Source organism: Hallerella succinigenes, from assembly GCF_002797675.1.
GTDB lineage: Bacteria > Fibrobacterota > Fibrobacteria > Fibrobacterales > Fibrobacteraceae > Hallerella > Hallerella succinigenes.
The window spans coordinates 308,898-334,187 of the sequence record NZ_PGEX01000001.1; the positions used below are offsets into that span (position 1 = coordinate 308,898).

General features: G+C 49.5%; 22 protein-coding genes and 1 pseudogene. 7 read left to right on the plus strand and 16 right to left on the minus strand.

The window, feature by feature from the left end:
- Positions 1 to 3 precede the first annotated feature (3 nt).
- Both BGX16_RS01360 and BGX16_RS01365 read right to left on the minus strand, forming a co-directional pair.
- Positions 4 to 1,395 carry a cytochrome c biogenesis protein gene (locus tag BGX16_RS01360; RefSeq protein WP_100424449.1) on the minus strand — a complete coding sequence of 464 codons (1,392 nt, stop codon included), beginning with the start codon at positions 1,393 to 1,395 and terminating at the stop codon, positions 4 to 6.
- Positions 1,392 to 2,066 carry a hypothetical protein gene (locus BGX16_RS01365; RefSeq protein ID WP_100424450.1) on the minus strand — a complete coding sequence of 225 codons (675 nt, stop codon included), beginning with the start codon at positions 2,064 to 2,066 and terminating at the stop codon, positions 1,392 to 1,394. The genes BGX16_RS01360 and BGX16_RS01365 overlap by 4 nt, the downstream gene beginning before the upstream one ends.
- Positions 2,067 to 2,194: 128 nt before the next feature.
- Between BGX16_RS01365 and glgB the strand changes: the two genes are divergently transcribed.
- The gene (glgB, locus tag BGX16_RS01370; RefSeq protein ID WP_241899393.1) at positions 2,195 to 4,585 is read left to right on the plus strand and encodes a 1,4-alpha-glucan branching protein GlgB; all 2,391 of its coding nucleotides are present in this window, start codon (positions 2,195 to 2,197) and stop codon (positions 4,583 to 4,585) included.
- An 84-nt stretch (positions 4,586 to 4,669) separates the two neighbouring features.
- Here glgB and BGX16_RS01375 read toward each other — a convergent pair whose 3' ends face one another.
- Both BGX16_RS01375 and BGX16_RS01380 read right to left on the minus strand, forming a co-directional pair.
- Complete coding sequence (locus BGX16_RS01375) at positions 4,670 to 5,830, minus strand: hypothetical protein (protein ID WP_157797803.1); 1,161 nt, start codon at positions 5,828 to 5,830, stop codon at positions 4,670 to 4,672.
- Positions 5,827 to 6,672: a TIGR02147 family protein gene (locus tag BGX16_RS01380; RefSeq protein ID WP_157797804.1), complete on the minus strand. Its 846-nt coding sequence runs from the start codon at positions 6,670 to 6,672 to the stop codon at positions 5,827 to 5,829. The genes BGX16_RS01375 and BGX16_RS01380 overlap by 4 nt, the downstream gene beginning before the upstream one ends.
- A 138-nt stretch (positions 6,673 to 6,810) precedes the next feature.
- On the opposite strand from BGX16_RS01380, the gene BGX16_RS14775 reads away from it, so the two are divergent.
- Positions 6,811 to 7,191: a hypothetical protein gene (locus tag BGX16_RS14775; RefSeq protein WP_198514831.1), complete on the plus strand. Its 381-nt coding sequence runs from the start codon at positions 6,811 to 6,813 to the stop codon at positions 7,189 to 7,191.
- 66 nt (positions 7,192 to 7,257) lie between these two features.
- Here the strand turns inward: BGX16_RS14775 and BGX16_RS01390 are convergent, their stop codons facing one another.
- Entirely contained in the window at positions 7,258 to 7,698 is a 441-nt protein-coding gene (locus BGX16_RS01390; RefSeq protein ID WP_157797805.1) for a hypothetical protein, read from the minus strand.
- A 96-nt stretch (positions 7,699 to 7,794) separates the two neighbouring features.
- Here BGX16_RS01390 and BGX16_RS01395 point away from each other — a divergent pair, with 96 nt between their 5' ends.
- Positions 7,795 to 8,181: a hypothetical protein gene (locus tag BGX16_RS01395; RefSeq protein ID WP_100424454.1), complete on the plus strand. Its 387-nt coding sequence runs from the start codon at positions 7,795 to 7,797 to the stop codon at positions 8,179 to 8,181.
- Here BGX16_RS01395 and BGX16_RS01400 read toward each other — a convergent pair whose 3' ends face one another.
- The 4 genes from BGX16_RS01400 to BGX16_RS14425 form a co-directional block, all read right to left on the minus strand.
- Positions 8,182 to 9,720 carry a sensor domain-containing diguanylate cyclase gene (locus tag BGX16_RS01400; RefSeq protein WP_100424455.1) on the minus strand — a complete coding sequence of 513 codons (1,539 nt, stop codon included), beginning with the start codon at positions 9,718 to 9,720 and terminating at the stop codon, positions 8,182 to 8,184. It abuts the gene before it with no gap.
- 209 nt (positions 9,721 to 9,929) lie between these two features.
- Positions 9,930 to 11,558 (minus strand): DUF4832 domain-containing protein, encoded by a 1,629-nt coding sequence (locus BGX16_RS01405; RefSeq protein ID WP_241899394.1) that lies wholly within the window; start codon positions 11,556 to 11,558, stop codon positions 9,930 to 9,932.
- Positions 11,559 to 11,620: 62 nt separating this feature from the next.
- Positions 11,621 to 11,929, minus strand: coding sequence for a hypothetical protein (locus BGX16_RS01410; protein WP_100424457.1), 309 nt, complete (start codon positions 11,927 to 11,929; stop codon positions 11,621 to 11,623).
- Positions 11,910 to 12,050, minus strand: a complete 141-nt coding sequence (locus BGX16_RS14425) for a hypothetical protein (protein ID WP_157797807.1) — start codon at positions 12,048 to 12,050, stop codon at positions 11,910 to 11,912. The genes BGX16_RS01410 and BGX16_RS14425 overlap by 20 nt, the downstream gene beginning before the upstream one ends.
- A 141-nt stretch (positions 12,051 to 12,191) precedes the next feature.
- On the opposite strand from BGX16_RS14425, the gene BGX16_RS01415 reads away from it, so the two are divergent.
- Positions 12,192 to 13,352, plus strand: a complete 1,161-nt coding sequence (locus BGX16_RS01415; RefSeq protein WP_420866604.1) for an FprA family A-type flavoprotein — start codon at positions 12,192 to 12,194, stop codon at positions 13,350 to 13,352.
- A 181-nt stretch (positions 13,353 to 13,533) separates the two neighbouring features.
- Positions 13,534 to 14,790, plus strand: a complete 1,257-nt coding sequence (locus BGX16_RS01420) for a Na+/H+ antiporter NhaC family protein (RefSeq protein ID WP_100424458.1) — start codon at positions 13,534 to 13,536, stop codon at positions 14,788 to 14,790.
- Positions 14,791 to 14,829: 39 nt separating this feature from the next.
- Here the strand turns inward: BGX16_RS01420 and BGX16_RS01425 are convergent, their stop codons facing one another.
- The 4 genes from BGX16_RS01425 to BGX16_RS01440 form a co-directional block, all read right to left on the minus strand.
- Positions 14,830 to 15,867, minus strand: coding sequence for a YeiH family protein (locus BGX16_RS01425; RefSeq protein WP_100424459.1), 1,038 nt, complete (start codon positions 15,865 to 15,867; stop codon positions 14,830 to 14,832).
- Between the two features lie 103 nt (positions 15,868 to 15,970).
- On the minus strand, positions 15,971 to 16,867 hold the full coding sequence (locus BGX16_RS01430; protein WP_100424460.1) for a LysR family transcriptional regulator: 897 nt from the start codon (positions 16,865 to 16,867) through the stop codon (positions 15,971 to 15,973).
- Positions 16,868 to 16,899: 32 nt separating this feature from the next.
- Positions 16,900 to 18,810, minus strand: a complete 1,911-nt coding sequence (locus BGX16_RS01435) for a SulP family inorganic anion transporter (protein WP_407718861.1) — start codon at positions 18,808 to 18,810, stop codon at positions 16,900 to 16,902.
- Positions 18,811 to 18,887: 77 nt separating this feature from the next.
- Positions 18,888 to 19,670: an HAD-IIA family hydrolase gene (locus tag BGX16_RS01440; protein WP_100424462.1), complete on the minus strand. Its 783-nt coding sequence runs from the start codon at positions 19,668 to 19,670 to the stop codon at positions 18,888 to 18,890.
- Positions 19,671 to 19,702: 32 nt separating this feature from the next.
- On the opposite strand from BGX16_RS01440, the gene BGX16_RS01445 reads away from it, so the two are divergent.
- Positions 19,703 to 20,404 carry an RsmE family RNA methyltransferase gene (locus tag BGX16_RS01445; protein ID WP_100424463.1) on the plus strand — a complete coding sequence of 234 codons (702 nt, stop codon included), beginning with the start codon at positions 19,703 to 19,705 and terminating at the stop codon, positions 20,402 to 20,404.
- 7 nt (positions 20,405 to 20,411) lie between these two features.
- Here BGX16_RS01445 and BGX16_RS01450 read toward each other — a convergent pair whose 3' ends face one another.
- Together BGX16_RS01450 and purN are read right to left on the minus strand one after the other, a co-directional pair.
- Positions 20,412 to 21,131, minus strand: coding sequence for a ribonuclease HII (locus BGX16_RS01450; RefSeq protein ID WP_100424464.1), 720 nt, complete (start codon positions 21,129 to 21,131; stop codon positions 20,412 to 20,414).
- Positions 21,132 to 21,160: 29 nt separating this feature from the next.
- Positions 21,161 to 21,745, minus strand: coding sequence for a phosphoribosylglycinamide formyltransferase (gene purN / locus BGX16_RS01455; protein ID WP_100424465.1), 585 nt, complete (start codon positions 21,743 to 21,745; stop codon positions 21,161 to 21,163).
- Between the two features lie 66 nt (positions 21,746 to 21,811).
- Between purN and BGX16_RS01460 the strand changes: the two genes are divergently transcribed.
- Entirely contained in the window at positions 21,812 to 24,967 is a 3,156-nt protein-coding gene (locus tag BGX16_RS01460; protein ID WP_100424466.1) for a GH116 family glycosyl hydrolase, read from the plus strand.
- Positions 24,968 to 25,027: 60 nt separating this feature from the next.
- On the opposite strand, the pseudogene BGX16_RS15165 reads toward BGX16_RS01460, so the two are convergent.
- A pseudogene (locus BGX16_RS15165) lies at positions 25,028 to 25,123 on the minus strand (IS3 family transposase); the annotation flags it as partial.
- Positions 25,124 to 25,290: the final 167 nt, after the last annotated feature.

Sequence of the window (25,290 nt, forward strand, 5' to 3'; positions counted from 1 at the left end):
TTTTCATTTTCGTCGTTTGTTCCTCTTCCAAAAACTTAAAAAACAGATCACCCCAACATCGCCCAAAACAAAAGCGCTAAAAGCAACGAGCAGGTTCGCCGAAAATCCGTAACTGTGCAAACCGACCCCCAGCAAATTCACCCCGAACAGGCAAAAGGCGATGACAATCAAAAGAAGCGAAGAAAGCACTTCGAGCGTCTTCGGCTTCACAAAATTTTGAGCCTTCAAGTGGATTACCATGAGCACCCAAATGAGCACGAGCAAAGCCCCATTTTCCTTCGGATCCCAGCCCCAAAAACGTCCCCACGCGACCTCTGCCCAAAATCCGCCAAACAAAGTCCCAAGCGTCGAAACAGCAAATCCCACGCCCAAAGTTCCAAACAAAAGCTTTTGCAAGCTCACCGAAACTTCCCCGCCAAACGCCCGTTTTGCAAGCATCACGTGCGCAAGTAAACTCGCAAGAATCAGCCCGCAAAACCCGACCGCAATCGTAAACACGTGCATCGAAAGCCAAAACGAAGAATTCAAAATCATCGCGACCGCGCCAAAGGGATCGCCCGCAAGCGCCGAACGCATCACCAAAAAGAGCGCAAGACATATCCCCGAACCGCAAGTGAGCAACGGCTTTACGCGCCCCTTCGCCGAGACCGCCACCGCAAAAATCGAAACGCCAAGCACAAGCGCAAGGAGCATCTCATAAAGCGTCGTCAGCGGAACCCGATTTTCCACAATTCCACGCCAAAGAAAAATGCCCGCACAGCCGAGCGAAACGATCGACTGCATCACCAAAGCGGCCTTCCACGCCCACGATTTCCATAGGGCAAGGAGCGAAAGTCCAAACGCTATGCACACAAAAATCCAAACACAGAACGGCAAATTCCAGTTCAAATAAGCCCGTTCCGCAAGCAACTGTCTAAGCGAAGTGGAAGAAAGCTCTTGCCTCGGCACAGAAATTCGCCAACAAAAGCCTTGCACTTGAAGCGAATCAAACAAATCCAGAGCGTAATCCAAGCGGGAAAGCTCGTGCGTCTGCGGATGGGAATCATCCCTTTCCGCGTACTGCTTTAAGAGCGAACGGCTTTCTTCAAAATCACTGCGCTTAAACTCCCGCCGTGCCGGATCCAAGTGCAAAATTTCGACCGTCATGGAACGGTTCACCCGAAACACATTCAACGAGTCCGCAGAGCCGTCTACAATTTTCTGCAATAGCGTCTGTGGCTTGAGTCCCGCACACTTTTGTTTTTCGCATAGCGCATTTGCCAGCGCATTTTCTAGGGAATTCAGCGGACGCACGCGACCTTCAAAATTCACAAATTCAGGCTGGGCAAAGTTTTCCTGTGCAGCAAGGAGCTGCCACATCCAAAGCAACACGAACGAGAGCGTTCGAAGGTTCATCGTTTACGCCCTCCAAAAACCGCCACTCCATGCCAAACAAGCCCCACAAGCAGCATCACTGCAAACAAAAAAGGCGCAAATGCAAAAGGATCCCGCTTGACAAAAAAACGCACGACTTTCTTTTGAGGCGTTATTTCAAAGGTTTCCCCAAAGTACATCGTGTAAGGTCCTATCGTCTGCGGCACGTTCAACCCCGTGCGGATTGTATCCACACTGCCCAACGGCAACACCGTACAGCTCACCGAATCCGCATCCAAAATGGCAAACGAAGCGCCTACCGTTGAATCGATCCACACCTCCGAGCCGACAAGTCCAAACGCCTGGAACGATTCCCGCGTTTGGGAACCCGCAAAACTCCCTGCGATCAAAATCAAAATGGAAAAGTGTACAAGCAGCATCCCAAATTTTCGGACGGAATGCGACAGGCGGAAAATACAGGCGAAAAGAAGATGGATAAAGAGAAGGACAGCGAGCGACTTGAGCGCCGGAAACGGCAAAATGCCTGCCACCCAAAGGATCCAACTGTCAAAAAAACGGGAAACCCCTAAATCCAAGCCAGCACGAGCTTCAAAAAGCGTTCCCCAAAAAACCAATGCAAACAGGGCGATCAAAAGGATCATGCCAAATTGCAGGGAGCCCAAAAAGCGTAAGGCGTAAAGGATTCGTTTCACGCTCTAAATTTAGACAAAATTCCATTCTCTATAAGGACAAGCTTTTCGTAAGGTATTTTTAAAAAGTTTTTTTACGAATTTTTAAAATTAAAGTAATTTTACAAGGTACTCACAACATGGGTGTTCTGATGGATTTTCAAAATAATACAACAATGACTTACGACCAGATGAACTCCATCTGGAACTTTAATTGCAGCGATCCTTTTTCGATTCTCGGCATTCACGCCTTGGAAACCGACCGCGGACTCAAGACCGTGATTCGCGTGTACTTGCCGGGCGCCGCCTCCATTCGCGGAGAATCGGTCGAACCGGAAATCATCTACGGTCAAGCAAACTTTGAAGAACCGGCAGAAGAAGTCCAGATTGGTAAAAAAAAGACCGCAAAGAAGAATGCGAAGTCTGCAAAGACATCCAAAACCGCAAAAACGGCAAAGACCGCCAAGACGAGCTCTAAAAAGGCTTCCGTGGAAGATGACGCCAAGACTCTCGCTTTTGATTTTGTCCGCATCGATAACTCGGGATTCTTCGAAGCCGTACTCGACATGGAATTCCAGCCGTTCTTCTACAAGCTTCACATTACGCTTGAAAACGGCATCCAGTACACGGTTGTCGATCCTTATGCATTCCTTCCGGTTCTCACGGACTTTGACTGCCATCTGATCAAGAACGGTACGCATTACGAACTTTACAAGAAGCTCGGTGCAAACATTGTGCGTCACCAAGGCTTTAACGGTGTGCAGTTCGCCGTTTGGGCTCCGAACGCCAAGAGCGTTTCCGTCGTCGGCAACTTCAACAGCTGGGATGGCCGTCGTCATCCGATGCGCATGATCGGATCTTCGGGCATTTGGGAAATCTTCATTCCGGATCTTGGCGAAAACGAACTTTACCGTTTCGAAATTCACGCCCAGGACGGTCGCCTGATCACCAAGTCCGACCCTCTGGCAAAGCTCAGCGAAATGCGTCCGGCTACGGCAAGCGTTACCACTCACCTCGAAGGTTACGAATGGAACGACAAGCTCTACATGGACACGCATTACGCAACCCGTGTCTTCGGTGCTCCGATGAACATTTACGAAGTGCACGCCGGTTCCTGGGAACGCGACCCGAGCAATCCGGACCGCTTCCTCTCCTGGAACGAACTCGCCGACAAGCTCATTCCGTATTTGAAGGAAATGGGTTATACGCATGTGGAATTCCTTCCGATCATGGAACACCCGCTCGATGAATCCTGGGGTTATCAAGTCACGGGTTACTATTCCCCGACCAGCCGTTTCGGTTCGCCGGATGAATTCCGCCGCTTTGTGGACCTTTGCCACCAGAACGAAATCGGCGTGATTCTCGACTGGGTTCCAGCACACTTCCCGAAGGACTCTTATGCTCTCGGCCGTTTCGACGGTACAGCCTGCTATGAACACGCTGACCCGCGTCAGGGTGAACATCCGGACTGGGGCACCTATATCTTTAACCTCGGTCGTAGCGAAGTTTCGAACTTCCTCATTGCAAACGCCATGTACTGGCTCCGTGAATTCCACTGCGACGGCCTCCGTGTGGATGCCGTGGCAAGTATGCTCTACCTCGACTACGGTAAGCAAGACGGTCAGTGGATTCCGAACAAAGACGGCGGAAACATCAACTACGACACTCTCGAATTCCTGAAGCATTTGAACAGCATCATGGGCCGTCTCGCTCCGCACGCGATTCTCATCGCCGAAGAATCGACGAGCTTCCCGTGCATCACGCGTCCGCCAGAACGCGGCGGTCTCGGCTTCCATTACAAGTGGAACATGGGCTGGATGAACGACTTCCTTTCTTACATGCACCACGAACCGGTGCACCGGAAGTATCACCACAACTTGCTCACCTTCAGCATGGTGTACGCCTATTCCGAAAACTTCATTTTAGTGCTGAGCCACGACGAAGTCGTTCACGGCAAGGGTTCCATGTTGAACAAGATGCCAGGCGACAACTGGCAGAAGTTCGCCAACCTCCGCCTCGCCTACGCTTACCAGTTCGCCCATCCGGGTAAAAAGCTCAACTTCATGGGCAACGACTTTGGTCAGTACCGCGAATGGAACGAAAAGCAGTCCCTCGACTGGCACTTGCTCTCTTGGGAAACGCACGGCAAGTTGCACGAAATGTTCAAAACGCTTTCGCACATTTACAAGGACGAAAGTGCCATGTGGGAAGTCGACCACGCACCGGAAGGATTCGAATGGATTTCTTGCGATGACGCCGACAGTTCCATCGTTTCGTTTGTCCGCCGTGACGCACACGGTGCGATGATTCTCTGCGCCTTCAACTTCACCCCGGTTCCGCGTACTCCGTATCGCATCGGCGTTCCTGCACGTGGCCGTTGGAAGGAAATCTTCAACTCGGATTCCGAAATGTGGGGCGGTGGTAACATCGGCAACGCGGGTGAAATCCGTTCCGAAGATATTGGCTGGCAGGGTCGTCCGTGGAGCGCGAACATTCAGCTTCCACCGCTCGCAGCCGTTTTCTTCAAGTTCGTCGGCGAATAAGCCTTAGCGACTTTCCAAACAAAAATCCCGTTCGAATGGACGGGATTTTTGTTTGGAAAAAATTTCAAAAAATTGAATTCTCTTTTACTTTTTAAGCTCCACGCGAAACACGTCCGAAGCGGAAGTTCCGTAGAAAACGACCTGATCGAGCCAAATGTCCGCAGATTCCGTCACAAGGAAGTTGATCGTCTTGATATTTGTGGCAATGCTTGCCCAGGTCGCATCATCCCCTGGAACAGCGGCGACCTGCGTCCATTCTTCTGCAGAAGGAATGTCGAACTCCATTTCCCAAATCAGGGATTCCAAATCCGCATCCATTCCGGCGAACTGCATAAAAACGTGCCCCGAGCCTTTCACGTAGAACGTCACACTATCGACCTTCGAAAGATCGTAACCGTGCAGGCTGTCTTCAGAAGGCGGCGTTCCAATATTAAAGCCGACAAGCGCATACGGATTCTTGGCTGTCGAATCCATCGTGAAAGTTTCGTGCAAGCTCTTGTTCCCCGCATAAGCATCTTCCCGTGTCAAGCCGTGTTCCGGAAACGACGGCGAAATGACACTCGTCGAATCTCCGTAGGTGAACCACCAGCCACTGCCGGTCAGAGCGTAAAAGAGGTTCGTGCCGCGATTGTCTTCAAAGTCGTCAATCAAGACGCTGTCCTTAGACGGCGCGCTCAAAAAGACCACCGTTTCCTCGTCCGAAACAAGCCGGGACTCGTTCCAGTACAAGTAAGACGTCTCTTCTGCGGAAAGGATTGCGTAATCCCCAGCCGGAATTCCTTCAAAGCGAAACGAGCCGTCTGACGCCACCGGGGCCTTGTAACTAGTGCCGTACAGGTATACTTCCGAAGGAAGTTCCCCATTCTGTGCATTCAACGATCCCGAAAGCCTGGCGGGAGCGCGCACCGTATTCACAAGACTCGAATCGCCCGAAGCAAACGCAGAACGGGCAACACCTGCGTCCGAAGAAACTTCGACATGTCCGCCGTAATCCGGACGCTTTTCAAAATAAGCTGTACCCGTGGAATCGGAAATCGCGCTGTCCTGCACCACGGCAGTCGCACTCACCAGGCGAACTCGAGCGCTCGGAATCGGCATTCCAGCTTCGCCCTGAATCACCACGGCGAGACCGTTTTCGGTTTCATCCCAAATGCCACGCCCTGCAGTCGAATCGTTTGAGCACGCGCTTAAACCGAACGCGCCAAGCGCGCCGCAAAGCATCGATGTCCAAGCGAGACTTTTCATTTCTTTGCAACCTTTGTAAACGCCACCGGGAAAAAAGCAGAAGCGAGCCGCATCACACGATCCGGATTTTCGACCTTTTCCACTCGGGCGCGGATTTCATCCCTTGCTGTACTTAAAATAGCAAGACAATCGCGGAAAGCGTCAGCATCGAGCGCCATATTGATCACATTTATATCCCGAAGCTCTTTTGTATGTAATTCAAGGCTCTGCATGGCAAGTTTCATCGATTCCGACTGATACGCGTGCACTTGTAAATTTTTATAAGCAGAGCCCGTAGTGAGCTTCAGATCGGTCAACGTCCAAAAGCCTTCCTCGTCGCGCTTCGCAAGGCCAAGCGTTTCGAGCAACTGAACAGATTTTTTGGCGATATCCGCAGAAATCGGCGGAGATACCATTTGGCCGAGCGATTCGTAATCGTCCTTGACGTGGACAAAGCCTAGCAAGGTGCGAATGACGCTGTAATACCATTTGGAATAAAGTTCGAGCTGCGTATCTTGCAGTTTGCGACTTTTGGACCCCCGCAAGGCAAGAGCTTCTGCAAAAAGGCAACGTGTTTCGGATTCTCGACGGGAACGTCCGAGTTCCACAAGCTTCGTAAAATATTCCGCTTCACGGCCTTCGAGTTTTAAGTATTCCAAAAAACGCGGCAAAGCTTTTTTAGAAATGTGAAGTTGCTTTTGCAGAATGCGAAAAACCTGGCTCTGGTCGAGCCCCACCCCTTCTCCAAATACCTTATAAGAATACCACGGCGAAGCCGCCTTCCGATGGTCGAAATAGGCCAATAGATATTCCCGGTAATCTAAAAAGTTAAAAAGCGAAAGCTTTTCCATCTGTGTATCCAAAAATCACTTCTCCCATAATTTACACAAAAAAATTCGCCTCGCCATAAACAACCAGATAAAGGTTTTGCAAAGAATTTTGCAATTTCGCCCAAAACCGATTTATATTCATAAAAGACAACACCTTAACAGGGGAAAAATATGGCACTAAAAAAAGCGACAATCACCCAAAAGACCACCGCAAAGAAGGCTACAGCGACCAAAGCCTCTCCCAAAAAGACCAGTATCAAAAAGACTGCAACACAAAAAAAGACGGCTCTCAAGAAGACCGCTGCTAAAAAGACCTCAGCGAAAAAGACCGTTAAAAAGGTAAAGCCGATCACGATTCTCGAAAAGGCGGCGACCGACGATGCTCTCGACTACATCAACGCAGCCTGCGAAGCTCTCGCAAACAAAGGCGACATTTCGCCCAAGTCTCTCCAGGAATTCGCCATGCAGATGTTTGCATTCGGCGTTTCTTCAGGCGCAAGCGTTGCAATGCTCGACCGCTTTAGCGAAATGGAAGATTACCTTTCGCTCTAATGCAAAATGCAGTGCAAATTTTGAAAAATTTTGCTTAGGAGAAGCCTGGATTTCGGTCCGGGCTTTTTATTTGATTTTTTCGGCCCAGGTTTCAAGCTTTTCAGCGGTATAAACGCTCTTTCCCATTTGAAGCATCTGCTCCAGTTCCCCGCCGAGTTCCAGAATTTCCTTTGGGGAAATCGTCGAAGACGTTTTGGAAACGAGAAAGTCAAAGGCTAAAAATTCCGAGGCATCCGGGTCTAAAAATTTTTGCAAAACCTCTGTCACGTTCCGCTGTTTTTTGAGCAGGGAGCGGCGTGCAAAAGCGTAAACGCCTGTTTCGTGGAGCAGCAAAAGTTCAAAGCGTTCTAAGCCGCGTTCCTTGGGAATCACGGCGTTCAACAGAATGCGGTAATAGCGACCGTCTACGGAACAGGCCTCGCTCACGGCGCGTTCCAATGGATTCTGCGAAACGACTTTTTGGGTAAAAACCTGTACGGAAGTCTCCTTCTGCGGACGCCTGAACATTCTCCAAAGCACAGAACAAAGGAATACAAGCAACGCAATCAAAAATAAAGGAGCCATCATGAATACCAATATACAATCTTTGACTATTATTTAGGCATGCAGATTTTTTTGAAGCTCTTCATTCGCGATTACGAAAAAGCGAAGACGGCTCTCCGCGTAAACCTCATCAACGGAGATCCGCAGTACGTGCACACGTGGAATTCGATTGATTTTCTTTCACAGTCCATCGATTCTTATCCGCGCGAAGTCTTGAAGGTATGGGCAGAGGTCGGCGAGAATTTTGACATGGAATCCTTTGAAACCCATGCGAAGGAACTTTCCCAGATTCTCGGCTGCCTCGTGGAAACTTCGAACGGTTTTTATAAGAACGGAGAATTTACAGGGAAAGCCTTAGAATTTTCTCCCTGTGATATTTTGGCCGCCGTTGTCGATTTTCGCAAAATAAACCTGCAATTCTGCATCGACAAGCACTGCAACGGGTAACTATTCCCGTTCCGCGTGACGCTCTTTTTTCAAAGCGTACATGCGTTCATCGGCTTCGTGCAGAATTTCATCATAGCTGCGCGTTCCATCCGTTTTAGAAATGCCGACGCTCACCGAAACGTGCAAGCCACCCGATCGGAACAAAGACATCACCTTTTGGTTGAGCAATTCACAAGCGGTCGCCATTTTTTCTTCTGATATCGGCTTTTCCAAAATCAAGGTAAATTCGTCGCCACCCATACGGGAAATAATTCCTGTCGGGAAACATTCCTGCATGAACTTAGCAAAGTTCTGTAAAATTTCGTCCCCACGGCGATGTCCGTACTTGTCGTTCACCTCCTTGAAGTTATCGAGGTCCATGTACAAGAGCGTCATCGGACGTTTCGCGTTATTCTTCATGAAGTCTTCAAAATAACGGCGATTGTATAGCTGTGTCAGCGCATCGGTATTCGCCGCATTCAAAATCATCGTTTCGAAATTGCGCGCGATCGTCACATCTCGAAGAATGACAAAGTAGCCGGAAACATTCTGGAAGTAGTCGATGATTTCCTGTTCGATAACGATGAAGTGATGATCCTTGTTGCCGATCTGGAGCACGTATTCATGCTCGCGGGAATTCGTTTTCAGGTTTTCGCTGTCATCGCTGACCTGCGTCATATTCCTCTCAAGCCACAGGTGGAAATCGAAATCCTGAATTTTAGCCTTATCGATGCCTACGAGTTTCCTAAAGCAGTCGTTCATCTTCAAGGTTTTCCAGTTCACATCGCAAAGGATTAGCGGGAACGGAATGTTTTCCACCAGAATGGAAAGTTCAAGTCCCATATTACCGAAGTCCGTCACGTCCTTGGCAACGCCGACCGTACCTTCGATGTTGCCGAACATATCGTACAAGGGGGTCTTGTAAGTCTTGAGCTGCTTCATACCCTCGCTTGTCTTGAGCGGTTCGTCGAAAATGCAGGTTTTTCCCGCATTCATGGTGTCCGTTTCGGATTCCATGCAAACGAATTCGCCCTTCTTGTATTCCTCTTCAGAGATATCCCAGATGTAATAATGTCCGCGACCGCGAATGTCTTCTTTCGTCTTGTGAACGGTATTGCAAAATTCCTGGTTCACCATCATGTGTGCGCCGATTTTGTCCTTAAACCAGACAAGGTCCGGGACACTATCTATTGTGCTCTTGAGCAGATTCTTGTAATGCCATGCGTCAAATTCCGACTGGAAATGCTTGAGCAATTTTTGAAAACGCGCGCGTCGCATTTCCGCTTTTTCGTGGAGCGGCCAAACGTTTAACAAGCCATCGAAAAAAGTCTCCACCGCCGAAGATTCCCCAAAGAAAATGGCTTCGGAAAGTTTCCGCTTGTTCTGCAAAAAACAACAAGCTTCTTCCGCAGAATCCGTCATCAAAACTTCAAAAGCATCTTCCGATGCCTGATCAAAAGAAATCGAAGTGTCCCACAAAAGAGGTTTTTCAACAGCAAAAGAGCCCAATACACTCTTGTCTTCTGCCGAGTTTAAATGCAATGAAAAATTTAGTTTCATAGGCCCTTTCCTTCCCCTTTAAATAACTTTTCAACGATTTGAAGTCAAGATTTTCTATTTTATCAAATTGAAATTAGATTAAAAATAGAGGATTGATACCCAAGAGAGCCTATAAATTTACAGAATTTGAAAAAAATTTGGGCGTGAAATTGAACAAGATGGCTCTCGCCATCTTCCTTCCTGCAAAAATGCTTTGGAATCAAAGCCATTCAAAAAGAAGAACCGTTCATGCGGTAAAGCAACTTTCCGTTGTGAACAACAGCATTCCAATGTTTTTTGACTTCTTGAATGCGAACAAAGTTGTTCTGAATCGAAGAATGCAACTTGGACCGAGCAATAGGCCGTGCAATAGAACTTTTTACGTTGTTATCGACAGTTACATCGCCGATAAACAACACCGGTTCCTCGAAACAGTGATAGGCGGAGACTTTTCCATTTGCAAAAGCGATATTTTCCACATTCAAGAAAACGTGGTAATTTCCATTGTCAAGAGAAGTCGGAACCGAAATATCAAGTTCATGATTTCCGTCAAAAGTCGTCAAGGTATCCCCGCCGGAAATGGAAATTTTCCGGCTGAATACATTTCTAAAATCCAAATTCGGCAGCTCATAATCGAACTCAAAAGGGCAAACATCGAGCATACTCGAATCCATGTTTTGAACAAAGACGACTTTTGCAGCGACTTGACGGGTTAAATTTCCAAAGCCCACATTCTGAATGCGAAGCTTCGCTAAAAAAATTCCATCGTCGCCGATCGTATCGAGAAGTACGGATTCCCTTAAAACATAGCGGTAACCTAAGTGATCGTCGATGTATTTAAAACCGGTAACCGAGGAATCGTATTCAAAGTCCTTACCTTGGAACTTGACGTTTTTCCATGAATCAATCAATTCATGATTCCAGGCGATATTTAAATAACTTGTATGAGTCCGATAACCTTCGTAAGATAAATACTCCGGAGTGTTGATGACCTTGTAACCGGAAGCAGTTGTTAAGGCTTCCCCACCGTAAGGCGTGTGAACACTGTATTTTTCGAGCCAGGCGACGCCCTCTTCACGGCAAATCGATGTAGCGCAGTCCGCGCCCCAAGTTCCATAATCGTATTCGGTTCCCAAATAGCCATCGTTGAACATTCCCACGCGGTAAAGCGTATCGCCTTTCGCTTTTGCAATTCTTTGAAACGCATCGCCTTCGATGTAAAAATCTACTCCCCAATTTTCAAATCCCAGCACAGCGGCGGAATAGTTAGCGGTTCTAGTCAGTATTTTTAGTTCAGATGGGGTATTTCGAAGCATCAGATTTACCGCTTCTGCAACACGGGGATAAGTGATGCTCGTATCGCTGTGCATTTCGCCGTATGCTCCGTGCATGCCCATTTCGAGAGCGAGAATCACATCCGTATTTTTGGATAACACAGGCGCAAGCTGCTCCACATGGCGCAAAACCCATTTGTGTTCGGGAGTCACATTCCTTCTACCATTAAACCAAGGATCGTAACAAATGCGAACTATCACAAAGCCGCCATGATTACGGACATTGTCAAAAGTGGATTGAAGAGCATTCAAAGCGTCTTCGGTCAAATCTTGCGAAAAGCCCCAAGTCGTATCTCTTTTACCACCCGTGGAATCGATATTTATCCACGCTCGACTGCTAAATTCACTGATATCCGCACGCAAATGCAAAAGCTTGGGAGGATTTGTGACCGCCGTATTTCCGAACGGTTTTAAATGCAGTCCGCGATGATTATAAAATCCTCGATCAAAATTGGAAAGCGTTTGCCGCACATCTGTCGAATCGATTTTCTGCAAAACAAGTCCTGCTGCCCAAAGCGGTAACATTCCCCCAAGCACAAGCAAGATAATCACCCATTTTGCAAAACAAAGGCTCTTTGTCCACATACTTACAATATATCCTTTTTTGCAGAAAACGAGATTCCCGACGCCACAAGGAACGTCGTCGGCTGAAAGTTCCCCAAGAAATATTCATTCGGCTTCACCCGTTCCAGCGAATAGAACGTAGAAGACGCAAAGGCAAAAGCCCACGAAGCCACCGCCGCCGCGTACAAAAAGGCTCTCGACCGCAAATTCAAACCGTAATGCGAAAGGTAAAAGCCTGTCAGGTAAAAACCCGCAAAAGTCGTACAGCCCTGAATGCGAATATTCCTGTACAGGGTAAAATCCGCAAACATTTCAAGCAAATGGTTCGCCATCGGCAGCTACAAGCCGAAGTACATCGCCGTAAAGTTCTCGTTTTTTGAATTCCATCTTATCGATTCCACCCGGAATGACCATCGCCATACGAAATGGAATCGTAGTCATCCAAGGAATCATTTGCCCCGTATGAATGTTTTATGGGCATTTTTTTACGAGATTTCTTTTTATGAACAGGAGCAGCGCCATTCTGCGTTGTGACTTTATTTTCGTCTTCATTCGCCATGCAAAAAAAATAAATATTTTTACTCACGAGGTAATATTGTGAAGAATTTGAGTGAGAACATCCAGTACATTGGCGTTGACGATACCGACATCGACTTGTTCGAAGGCCAATACGTCGTGCCTGCAGGCATGGCATACAACTCTTTTTTGATCCAAGACGAAAAGATCGCGGTCACCGATACGGTAGATTTTCGCAAGGTCGCTGACTGGGAAGCTAACCTTGAAAAGGCTCTTGCTGGCCGCAAGCCCGACTACCTGATCATTCACCATTTGGAACCGGATCACGCCGGCGGAATCACGCGCTTTGTGGAATTGTACCCCGAAGTGACAATCGTCGCGAGTGCAAAGGCTTTCGCCATGCTCCCGCAGTTCATGGAACTCCCTGCAGAAACCAAAAAGCTCGCCGTCAAGGATGGCGACACGCTTTCCCTCGGCATGCATACCCTGCAGTTCTTTACCGCCCCGATGGTCCACTGGCCAGAAGTCATCTTTAGCTTTGAACAGAGCGAAAAGGTGCTCTTTTCCGCAGACGCCTTCGGCAAATTCGGCGTGTACGACGCCGATCCAGATGACTGGGCATGTGAAGCCCGCCGATACTACTTTAACATTGTCGGCAAGTACGGCGCCCAGGTGCAGGCCGTTCTTAAAAAAGTGGCGCCTCTCGGAGTCCAAACGATTTGCCCACTCCACGGACCCGTTCTCGCCGAAAATTTGGAATATTACTTGGGCAAGTACAACACCTGGAGCAGTTACGTCCCCGAAGACAAGGGCGTTCTTATCGCCTTTACCTCGATTTACGGGCATACCGCCAAGGCAGCCGAAGTCCTTGCCAAGGAACTGGAAACAGCCGGAGTCGAAAAAGTTGTGGTTTCGGATCTCGCCCGCAGCGACATGGCGGAAGTGCTTGAAGACGCTTTCCGCTACGACCGCATGGTGGTCATGGCCCCGACTTACGATGCAGGCGTTTTTCCGGTGATGGAAGAATTCTTGAACCACCTAAAATCGAAAAACTACAGCAACCGCAAAGTGGGCGTTGTCGAAAACGGCTCCTGGGCTCCCATGGCCGCAAAGAAAATGACAGAAGCTCTTTCCGCCATGAAGAAAATTACTTTATGCGAAACCACGGTGAGCATCAAGAGTGCCCTGAATGCGGATTCCACCGCGGCGCTGAAGCAGCTTGCGAAGGAATTGGTGTAAAGCCTAGGGGTTACTTGCGAAAGCGAGCGCCCCAAACCTTGTGTTGAGTCATATACGGCTTTCTGCAACCGAAGGCAGACTTTCCTCCGGCGACATCTGATTTTTAACCGCATGCGTTTGTGACGTTTCTTATTTTTGATGCGAACATACACGCTTAAAATTCTCTCTAAGAAGATAAATAATGATACTTGTTCTCATCATGCTCATCGGGCTTCTACTTCTGATTCTCTACACCTATTTCCGTAAGTATTCTCTTCGACAAATTCTACACATGTGCGGACAAGGCATTTTTACCACAAGAGGAATTCTTCGTTTATTTATAATGCTCGGTATATTGACCGCCTTGTGGCGCGCAAGCGGAACGATTCCTCTTTTAGTCAATTATTCGTTGCACTTGATTCACCCCGAAGCCTTTTTACTCATCGCATTTCTGTTAAACGGTGCCATGTCACTTTTAACGGGGACCGCTCTTGGTACGGCCGCAACGATCGGAGTCATCTGTGCCAGTGCTGGGCACGCTCTCGGGATTTCTCCCTGTTGGACAGGAGGCGCCATTCTTGCCGGGGCCTATTTCGGGAACCGACTTTCACCGATTTCTTCCATGGCTCTTCTTACGGCAAATCTGACGCAAACCGATATTTATAAAAACGTGCATCGAATGCTTCGAACGACCTGGCTTCCGCTGTTGCTCAGCTGCGGCATTTATTTGACTGTTGGTTTCAGCGGAATTTTTCAAAGTGATTCAGGAAATTTTTCTGCAGCAGATTGGCAAAGCCTTTTCGCTAGAGAATGTTCCCTTTCGCTGTGGAGTGTCTTGCCCGCCGTCTTGATGCTTGCGCTTTCGATTTTCAAAGTCCGATCTTCACGTGTTTTGCTGCTCAGCGCCTGTGCGGCGATCCCAGTCGCATTCTTTGCGGAAGGACATTCCTGGTCGAGCCTTTTGAAAATGCTGGTCTTTGGCTACACGTCTTCTGTGCCGGAGCTTTCCAAGATGATGAATGGAGGCGGACTCGTTTCGATGAAGAATGTTTTTTGCATCGTCCTGATCGCAGGCTGCTTTGGCGGAATTTTCAAAGGGACCGGGATGCTTTCGCCGCTTCAAGGCTTCATTTTCAAGATTTCACAAAAGTCAAATTCTTTTTTCGCTAAACTTTTAACCTCGATTTTTGTAGCCTGCATTACATGCAATCAGACGCTGACCATTATTTTGACGCATCAGCTGTCAGAAAATATTCCGAGTCAAGATCCAGCGTTGGATCTTTATGATTCCGCTGTTATCGTAATTGCGCTTGTCCCGTGGTCCGTAGCCACAGCCATGATTTTATCGCTAGCAGGGACGCCCTCTTCATCGGTTCTATGCGCTTGTTTCCTTTACCTTCTCCCGCTTTCTCATCTTGTCCATTTTGGATGGCGAGCACAAGGACACAGTAAACTTTAGTTTCCTTGTTCTCGCGAGGCAAGAAATATGACCAAGAGCTTAGATTAGAACCGGAGCGAGGTATTTGGCGAGCGCATAACCGCCCAAAACAAGCCAGACATACAGAATCGTCGCCAAAATGAACGGTTTCGGTCCTGCCTGTTTGAATTTGTCAAAACTCGTTTCCGTTCCAAGTGCCGTCATTGCCATCGAAAGGAAGAACGTATCCACTGTTTCGATTCCGTGCAACAAAGTCGGACTCAAGAAATCAAACGAATTGAAAATCACCACGGCGAGGAATCCGAACGCAAACCATGGCACGGCGATTTTCTTTTTTCCCGCTTTGCCGTCTGTATCTCCCAAACGGCCAGCCACAAAAAAGGCGAGCACGAGCAAAACCGGCACCAGATACATCACACGGATCATCTTCACAATGATCGCATTGCTTGCGATGACCGCATCTCCCGTACCGTTGCCAGCCCCCACCGCATGCGCCACTTCATGAATCGTCGAACCGATATAAAGCCCAGCCTGTTCCGGCAAAAGGTCCAAAACGCCATTGCGGTAAAGAATCGGGTAGAGGAACATCGAAAGCGTTCCAAAGAGCACGACCGTCGAAACGGCGACCGCCGTCTTGTAAGGCTTGGTCTTTAACGCCGCTTCCGCCCCAAGAACCGCAGCCGCACCGCAGATTGCACTTCCGCAAGACGTGAGCATCGCCGTTTCCTTGTCCATCTTCAGCAAGCGCGAACCGATCAAGTATCCACCGCCAAGCGTTACTATCACAATGATCGCATCAATCACCAAAGCAGGCGCGCCAACCCCCACAATCTGCGTTAAAGTCAACCGGAAGCCGTACAGCACAATCCCCAAACGCAAAATCTTTTTCGAACAAAAGGCAACGCCCGAAGTCCAAGAGCTCGGCATCCCCTTTCGAAGCGTATTCGCATACACAATCCCGAGCAAAAGTCCCACAATCAGCGGACTTAAAGAAAGCGCCTTGACCGCAGGAATTCCGGCGATGACAAAAGCCACGCCCGTGATGAGGGCTATCCAAAGAATCCCATGAAAAAAGTCCATTTTATCTTTGCCAAGCATATTCACCTCGCTTGCTAGCTTCATTTTGCAAAACAAAACTTAGCAAGAGATCCTTTTAGCGGGAAGTCTCCACTTTGGAATAGTCCATAATCATTTGGTTATACTAAAGTTCTTTTTTGAAACGATTGACGAACTCAATAAAAGTCTGCACCAACGCCGGAGATTTGCCAAGCCTTTCCAAGCAAGAGAAGTACCGCGGCATCGAAAAGCTTGTAATGTCCACTACTTTGAACGTTCCCTGCAAGAGTTCCCGGTTGATCGCCCGCACAGAAACGATTCCTGCCGCATGGGAATTTTCCAAGTATCGTTTGATGCTTTCGGTACTGCCCAGCTGCATTTGAACATTCAAATCGCCAAAAGAAATTCCCCGCGACTCTAGCGCATGCTGAATGACTTCGAGAGTCCCCGATCCGTCTTCACGCAAAACGAGCGGTGTCACCTTCAACTCGTTCAAGCTGATTTCATCTCGCCGCGTCAAAGGGTTTTTCACATGCGCCACCAGAACGAGTTCATCTTTTAAGAAAGGCGTTACCCGAAGTCCTGCAGGTTCCGCATTGCTTTCAATAAAGCCCAGATCGATTTGACGTTCTCGCAGAGCATTTTCGATGACCGTCGAATTTTCGTTCTGCAAAGAGATGGTAACCTGGGGAAATTTTTCGTTGAACTTGGCTAGAATCGGCGGAAGAATGTACTGGGCGATTGTCGTACTCGCGCCCAACCGAAGCGTTCCCGCATGCTTTTGCTGCAAAAGTCCAAGCTCGTAATTCAACGCCTCATACGATTCCAGGATCTGTTCTGCATATTTTAAGAAGACTTCCCCTTCGCGCGTCAAAAGAAGCTTGGAACCGGCCCGTTCAAAAAGGCGAACCTTCACATCTTCTTCCAGTTCATGAATCCGTTTGGTTACAGCAGGCTGACTGATACCGAAACGCTTTGCCGTCTGCGAAAAATTCAACAGCCGTGCTGCCATCACAAAAACTTGGAGCTTCAAATCGTTCATAACTAAAAGTAATAGTCACTCACAACCGTTTCCTATTTCTTCATCCACGGGAAGATCTTGTTCATCATCGAGTGGAAAGTATCCTTCTTGTCGAGAACCTTCGGAATGTCCATCGCCTGCGTTTCCGAAATGGTTTCCGCGATGACTTCGGTCGTTTCTTCTGCAATCTTTGCATTTGCATTTTCCGGCACCCACGGCTGTTGCACGTTGCGTTCCCAATCCACACTCGGCGTAGTCGGAGCTGCGGCAACGATCGGAAGGCCGAGAATTTCACGGGCGCGATTCAGAGCGGCGTCAATATTTGCAAGCACGTTCTGTTCACCGATATCCCTTAAAACTCCCGCCTTCGAAAGTGCAACGATCGGCTGGGAATGCACACCGGAAAGCAAAAGCTGCGTTCCCTGGGCACGGCACTTCATAAGCAAGCCTTCGATCATCTGAATGCCCGCAGCATCGATCGACGGCACCTGACGCATACGAAGCACCAAAATCTTCGGGTGAGAGCTAGTCATATCCAATGCGGTCTTGAACTTTTCTACCGCACCAAAGAAGAGCGAACCCATGATTTCGAACACGGCAACACCCTGCGGAACCTGACGGCTAGCAATGTTGTTCGGGTCCGCCAGTTCTTCATCGTGCTCCTGAAGTTCCTGCGTCACACATTCTACTTCAGCCACATCCGACATGCGACGGATAAAGAAAATCGCCGCAAGCAGCACACCGACTTCGATTGCAATCGTCAAATCCATCACCACGGTCAGCGCAAACGTCACCAAAAGAACCGTGACATCGCTCTTCGGAGCGCCCTTCACCAGCTTCACAAAGTTCTTATAACCACACATGTTGAAAGCCACCTGGAAAAGCACCGCAGCGAGAGCCGCCATCGGAATCATTTCCGCATACTTACCAAAGATCAGCATGATGAGCAAAAGAATCACCGCATGCACCAAACCGGAAATCGGGCTCACCGCACCGTTCTTGATGTTCGTCGCGGTACGGGCAATCGCACCCGTCGCCGGAATACCGCCAAAGATCGGAGAAAGCACATTTGCAATACCCTGACCGACAAGTTCCGTATTCGAACGGTGACGCGTACCCGTCATACCGTCCGCCACGACTGCGGAAAGGAGGGATTCAATCGCACCGAGAATCGCGATCGTAAGCGCCGGTTGGAACACCTGACGCATCATATCCAAACTGATGTTCGGCAAATGCGGAACCGGGAAACCCGTCGGAATGGAATTTTTGGAACCGATGGTCATCACGCCATGTGTTTCATCCCAGCCAAGAACCTTCACAATCACGGTCGCCACGATAATCGCAATCAAGGAGCCCGGAATCTTCGTCGTAATCTTCGGCCAAACAAGGCAAATCGCCAAAGCCACTACACCGATCAACACCGAGAAGACGTTCGTCGTCATGAGCGACTTTGCATAAAGAGCGAGCTTGCCAATCGCATCTGCCGGTTCCGAAACGCCTGCGCCAAACTGCAAACCCAAAAAGTTCGGAACCTGACCCAGAGCGATGATAATCGCAATACCCGCCGTAAAGCCCACCGTCACAGGGAATGGAATAAATTTGATTACCCCGCCAAGCTTTGCCACGCCAAAAATAACCAGCATGACGCCCGCCATAAGCGTCGCCGTCGCAAGGCCATCGTAACCGTATTTCGCCACGATGCCGTAAACAATCACAATGAAAGCGCCCGTCGGACCGCCTATCTGGAAACGGCTACCGCCAAAGAACGAAATAGCAAAGCCCGCAATAATCGCCGTATAAAGCCCCTTTTCCGGACCCACGCCCGAAGCGATCGCGAATGCAATCGCAAGCGGCAAAGCGAGAATGCCGACAATCAAACCGGACATCAAATCCTGGGTGAATTTTTGCTTGGAGTATCCCTTGCGCAGGGATTTAAAAAGTTCTGGTGTATAATGGGGCAGCATTGACATGATGCGCCAAATTTAGAAAACGGCACTTTTGTTTTAAAGTGTTTACAAGCTCTTTTTTTTAGGGACGAAATTTAGAGAATGAGCTTATCGAAATCGATATCGGAAACCTGCTCCGCAATGATATCCGGCTGTCGAGCAAGCCTTTGGACGTCTCGGTACTTGGTTTCGCCACAGAGCACCAGAGCAAAATGGCAGCCCGCACGTTGAGCAAGTTCAAAGTCCGTGTACAGGCGATCGCCCACAAAAAGAATCTGTTCCGGCGGCAAATGATCCATAATAGGAGAAAGCATTTCCGGATTCGGTTTGCCAAAAATGCGGGACGGTTCGCGACCGGTCGCCGACTTGAACATCGCCATGAAGCTTCCAATGTCCGGAACGGGTCCGAGTTCATCGGGGCAAACGAAGTCCGCATGCGTCACCCAGAAATCCGCACCGCGTTCGAGTCTCCACGCAACTTCGCAGAGTTCCCTATAATTAAAGGAAGAATGGTAAGCGACGAGCACGAGTTCCGTTTTATCCATTGGAGCATGCAAGTCCAAGCTCGGATCTTCCGCAGCAAACCATTCAACCACTTCCGGATTCGCGAACAGGTAAATGTTCTTGATTCCTTTTTTGTGAATTTCCGAAAGGGCGAAAGTCATCGCCGAAAGGATACGGTCCTTGGACTGAATCGGCAGACCCATGCGCAAAAGACGGTTCGTATAGAACACGAGCGATTTACTCGTATTATTCGACATATAATAGACAGGAACCTTCTCGGCGACCTTCTGAACCGTTTCCACGGCCTTCGGATAAGGTTTTCCCGAAAGGTAGAGAGTTCCGTCTAAATCGAATGCGACAGCCTTAATTTGCATAGTGGATTGAATTTAGTATTTATTTTTGGGGCATGAAATCACCTGATACCCGTTTTTACGTTCCTGAGCTTACCACAGGCACCCTTTCCCTTTCGGGCGAAGAAAGCGCCCACGCGATTCGCGTTTGCCGCGCCCGCCCGGGAGACGTTCTGAACCTGACCGACGGAAAAGGACACTTTGCGAAAGGCATCGTGGAAAAAGCGGACGCAAGAGATTGCCAGCTAAAAATCGAAATGCTTGAAACTTCCGACCGTACAAAGCCGAAGTTGCATCTGGGACTCGCCTGCCTCAAGGACGATGCAAACGAAGAAGTCGCCTTGCACGTGAGTGAAATGGAAGTCGCAAGCATAACGCTTTTGCGCACGGAACATTCCGAAGAGCCGAAAGATTCCAACTTGCAGAAAGTCGTCCGCCGTTGCGAACTCAAGGCACTTGTCAGTTTAAAGCAGTCGTTAAAGGCTTGGCTCACCGAAATCCGCGGCCCGATTCCGTTTGAAGAATGGTTAAAGGCTTATGACGGCGATATTATCCTTTGCGATATGGACGGCGAAGATTCCATCGGCGAAGTGACCAAGGATACGACTCTTCTCGTCGGACCGGAAGGCGGATTTTCCCATCAGGAAATTGAAAAAATCAAGGCTTATTCCCGTGGCGAAGTCAAACTTTTAAAACTGGGAAAGACCCGTTTACGTGCGCGAACCGCTGCCATCGTGGGCATCGGAAAGATGGTCTAAATCCAAATCAGAACAGTTCTGTTTGCAGGCTTTTCGGGTGGAAGCTCTTGCGGTGTTCCGGCGTCATGCCGAGTTTGCGAATGCCTTCGAGGTGCGCCTTGGTGCCGTAGCCCGCATTCTTTTCAAATGCGTAACCTGGATACTTTTGGGCGAGATTATCCATATAGCGGTCACGGTAAACCTTGGCAAGAATCGAAGCGGCAGAGATGCTTGCGACGCGTCCGTCGCCTTGAATGATCGCAATCTGGTTTTCTTCGGGGACACCGCGGATCTTTAAGTTTCCATCGACCGCAATCAGAAGCTTTGTTTTCTGCGGAAGCAGCCCCTTGACTTCGATCGGGAGCTTTGGTTTTGAAGCCTTAAGGCCTGGAAATCCGAGAGCGCTTAACGCGCGTCGCATGGCGAGGAAGTCCGCTTCGAGAATGTTGAATTCATCGATTTCTTCGGCGCTCGCACTGGCGATGGCGTAGCAAAGGCATTCCTCTTTAACGGCATCGAACATGGCTTCACGCTTTTTTCGGGTGAGCTTTTTCGAATCGTTTAAAGAAGAATCTCCTGTCGGATTTTGGAGGACCGCGGCGCAGACGACGACTGGCCCTGCGAGAGGTCCACGGCCCACTTCATCGATGCCGATGATGCAGACGTTCGGATAATTTGTGCGCAAGGCGATTTCCCCTTCAATCGGGGTCGTCGTGTTTTCTAAAAATTCAGGCGGTTTGAATTTCATCGTATTGCCCAAGTGTTATCGCAAAGAAGTCATAAAGACCGTGCGTAGTCACGGAGCGTCTTCCAAAAAAGAGCGTGTTCCTGCACAAGGACGCGAGCGGCAAGATCTTCGGGGCTGTCCGTTTCAAGGACCGGTACCTTCGTCTGCGCGAGCGTTCTTCCACTGTCGATTTCACTTGTCACTAGGTGAATGGTCGGGCCGCTTTCCTTTTCGCCAGCGGCAATGACCGCCTGATGCACACGGATTCCGTAAAAGCCTTTACCACCGTACTTCGGAAGCAGCGCCGGATGCACGTTCAAAACGCGATCCTTCATTTTGTCGAGGAATGAATCCGGAATCTTTTTCATATAACCGCAAAGGGCAACGAGATCTACCGGGAGCTCTTCCAAAACATTCAACAACGCCTGTTCGTAATCCGCTTCATTCGGATGCGTCTTCGAAGAAATATGGTAAACCGGAATTCCATGTTCCTTGGCACTCTGTGCCGCACCGCAATCCGCATTGTTCACAATTAAAAATTCACAGGAACCTTCCAAGGTTCCATCTTCCGCATGGGAAAGGAGGGAGCGAAAATTACTGCCACCACCCGAAGCAAATGCACCAAACTTAAACATGCGCCAAAAATAACTTTTCTAAATTAATTGCGAAATAAAATATCAACAACCATAGGAAATCTCCTCATGACATTTGATAAATATCTCGAATCCGCCAAGTTGCACGGCAACGTGAAAGACTTGATGACCAAGGGTCTCGCCGTGGAATTCATTCAGCCGTGGTACACCCCTCTCACCACGACTCCGGCAACAACGGGTATTGCCGTCGGCGGTATCGGCAGCACATATACAGTGACTCCGGCCGGTACGACTCCGGTGACTGGCCTGATTCCGGGCGTTCAAGTCCGCACAGAAAACCCGAACGACATGCGCCTGCAGAACGCTTTCTACCGCGAATCCGTGATCGACAAGAAGGCTCCGCTCGCCATTCGCAGCTTCTTTGAATTCTGCCGTAAAAATCAGTTCTACACCTTGAAGGATGCACAGGGCAACGCTCTGTTCGAATGCAAAAACGAAAAGGAAACCTTGAAGAAGGTCGAAACCGTTCTCGCCGACAAGAAGTTCTGGGAAACGAACAAGGACGCTCTCCTCCGCTGGCACACGGAATTCAGTCCGCGCACGCAGGCGATGATCGAAGCCGGCATCACGACTTCCCCGGAATTCAACCGTGCTGTTCTCATCGACTTTTTCGACGGCGAACTCGGCGAAAAGGTCGAAAGCAAAGGCGCTCTTACCGGCGCATTCGGCGACGAAACCGAATTCCTCGGCGAAAAGGGCTATGACGCTCAGAAGATGGATTACACGGCAGAATATCCGCTTTCCCGCACCCAGTACAAGGGTCAGAAAGGCGTCCAGATTACCCGTTACCAGTACAGCTACGTTCTCCCGAACAACGAACGCATTTCGAGCCTTCCGGTGAGCGCCACCCGTTACGAACTCGTGAACCCGACAAAGCAAGTCCGCGAAGTGACGCTCGTGCAGATGCAGGAAAACTACTGCGGTTACCAGGTTCGCAAGGATCGTGAAAGCGTCCAGGACTCTTCCTTTGTGCTCGTCCCGGCCGCTCGTGATCCGATGGGCGTCGAATTCAATTCGACTCTCGCCGACGGTCGCATGGTGAAGGGTGTCGAATTCTTCAACAAGAACGTCCTTTCCGAAAGCGACTTCGACGGTTGCATGGGCATTTCCGCTACGTGGAATCCGAAGGACGATGTGAACGTCACCACGAAGCCTCTCTTCTACCGCAACGATCAGAAGACGGTTCTCGCAGGCGCCCTCCACAGTGGCCGCGTTTCGCAGACCTTCGTAAAGAACGTTTACAGCGGCCGTGAAACCGTCGCTGGTGCAATCGTCGCCACGATCCGTTTGAAGCCGAAGGCAAAGGCTACGGTCCAGTTCAACACGGTCCTCGACTTTGCACACATCCGCTTCCACGGTGCACAGGAAACTTTGAAGAAGTACACAGTCTTCTATCCGGAATCCTTTGGCCGCGTCCAGGCGATGCTCTCCGAAGCTCTAAGCTTTGACGCTGAATTCGAAAAGACCTTTGGTGAAGCTTACCGTGCACTCGCTCCAGAAAAGGCTTTGGCAAAGCTCTTCCCGAAGGACAAGAAGAAACAGGCGGAATTCCGCTCCCTTGCACTCAACACGCTGAGCTTTATTCCGGAAGCCACGGTCTGGGACAAGGACGACAACTTTCTCGTTCGCGAATGCGCGGACTATCCGTTCTTCAACTCTCTCGACGTTTACTTTTACGGCAGTTTCTCGCTCCTTGCCCTTTTGCCGCGTCTCGATGGCGAAGTGCTGAAGCGCTTTGGCGATGCAATCCTCGCTGAAAATATGACCCGCCGTCGTCACCACGAATATGTGAACCATCCGTATGCAGACCTTCCGCAGGCAAAGCTCGAAGGTCCTCTCGCCGTGACCGGCGCCGTGATTCACGACCTAGGAAGCCCGTTCGTTCCGCATGCCGACGCTTATGACTGGCATAACGTAAAGGAATGGAAGGATCTCGCTCCGAAGTATGTGTTGATGGTTCTCCGTCATTACAAGTTCACTGGTGAAAAGGCAGTCGTCGACGCTTGCAAGGACGCTGTCTACGCCAGTATGGAATATCTGGAAAAGATGGTCGCCGAAGGCGAAAACTTCCCGCTCACCCACGGAACGGACGACACCTTCGACAACCTTTCTTCGAACGGCATTTCCGTTTACTGCGGTTCCCTCTGGATCGCCGGTCTCCGCGCTGCGGCCAAAATCGCAGAACTCGAAGGCGATTCCGCACGTGCCCTCGACTGGAACAAGAAGGCCGACGAAGCGGAAGCCGAATTCCACTCCGCCCTCTGGGATGAAAAGGAAGGTTACTTCCACTTCTTCGCGACCCCAATCGAAGCGCAGGACGTGAACTTCGAAAACTTCGACAAAGTCGTGGAAGCTCTCGCCGACCTCGTCCCGCTTTCCGGCAGTGACACGCAGAAGCTCCGCGAACTGAACGACTGGCTCGACTTCAGCGAAATTCCGGAAGACGAAGAACTTTCGAAGCTTGAACTCCGTAAGTGGAAGAAAACCTGGCTTTACAGCACCGCTCCAGAAGCCTTCACGGATTCCTTCAAGGCAAAGATCGATCTCGATTCCGACGACGTCTTCGCCGACTCGATGCTCGCCGACACCTATCTCCGTCTCCTCGACTTGAAGCCGATTACCGACGAAGAAAAGGGCGCACGTACTCTCGACCGCATCTTCAAGACGAACTACAAGAAGAATTCCCCGCTGCTCGGTGCCGCAAACCTTGTTCACAAGGACGGTTCCCCGCTCGACGAATTCAACTTCCAGGCTCATGACGTTTGGATCGGTATTCAGTACAGCATCGCAAGCGGCCTCATTCTGCACAAGAACTTCGATGAAGCCCGTGACCTCGTGGAAAGCATGGTCCAGAACCTTTATGAAGAAGCGAAAATCCCGTTCGCTGCACCGGAAGGCTTCAACGGTTCCTGCCGTCTCCACGAAGACACTCTCGAAAAGGCTGGAGTTTCCGCTTCCGCAGCCAAGACGCTCATCGCCGAACTCGTGAAGAAGAAAGCCCTTCTCCCGGATCAGCGTATCGCTCCGACTCTCACGACGAACCTCTCTTCGTTCAAGAAGTCCTACGGCGCTCTTGCGAAGAAGGCTAAGATTTCGGAAGAAGACCTGTTCACGCTGCTCCACAGCACGGCACTCAAGTACACGGCCGGTAAGTATTTCCGTCCGGGCATGGTGTTCGCCCTGTTCGAAGCTCTGAACAAGTAATTCGGAATTGAAAAATTCAAAAAGCCTCCCCGCTGAACTGACCCCAAAAAGTTGGACGGTTTAAAGTGGGGATAAAACGGAGTTATGAGTCCGGTATTGCACCGGGCTCATTCCTTTTAGGCGCTGTTTTATTCGGTCATTGTTGTAATACGATATATCAGGTGTAAATAAACTGGAAGCCGGAGTGTCTGCGGAAACAGGGCATATTCCGTAGGGTTTGAGGTTTTAAAATGAGGAGATTCTAGATGAAAACGATTCAGAAAATTGGCTTGGTGAGCGCGGGCTCAGCCCTGTTTGCCTAAAAATATATTTCGGGCTAATAT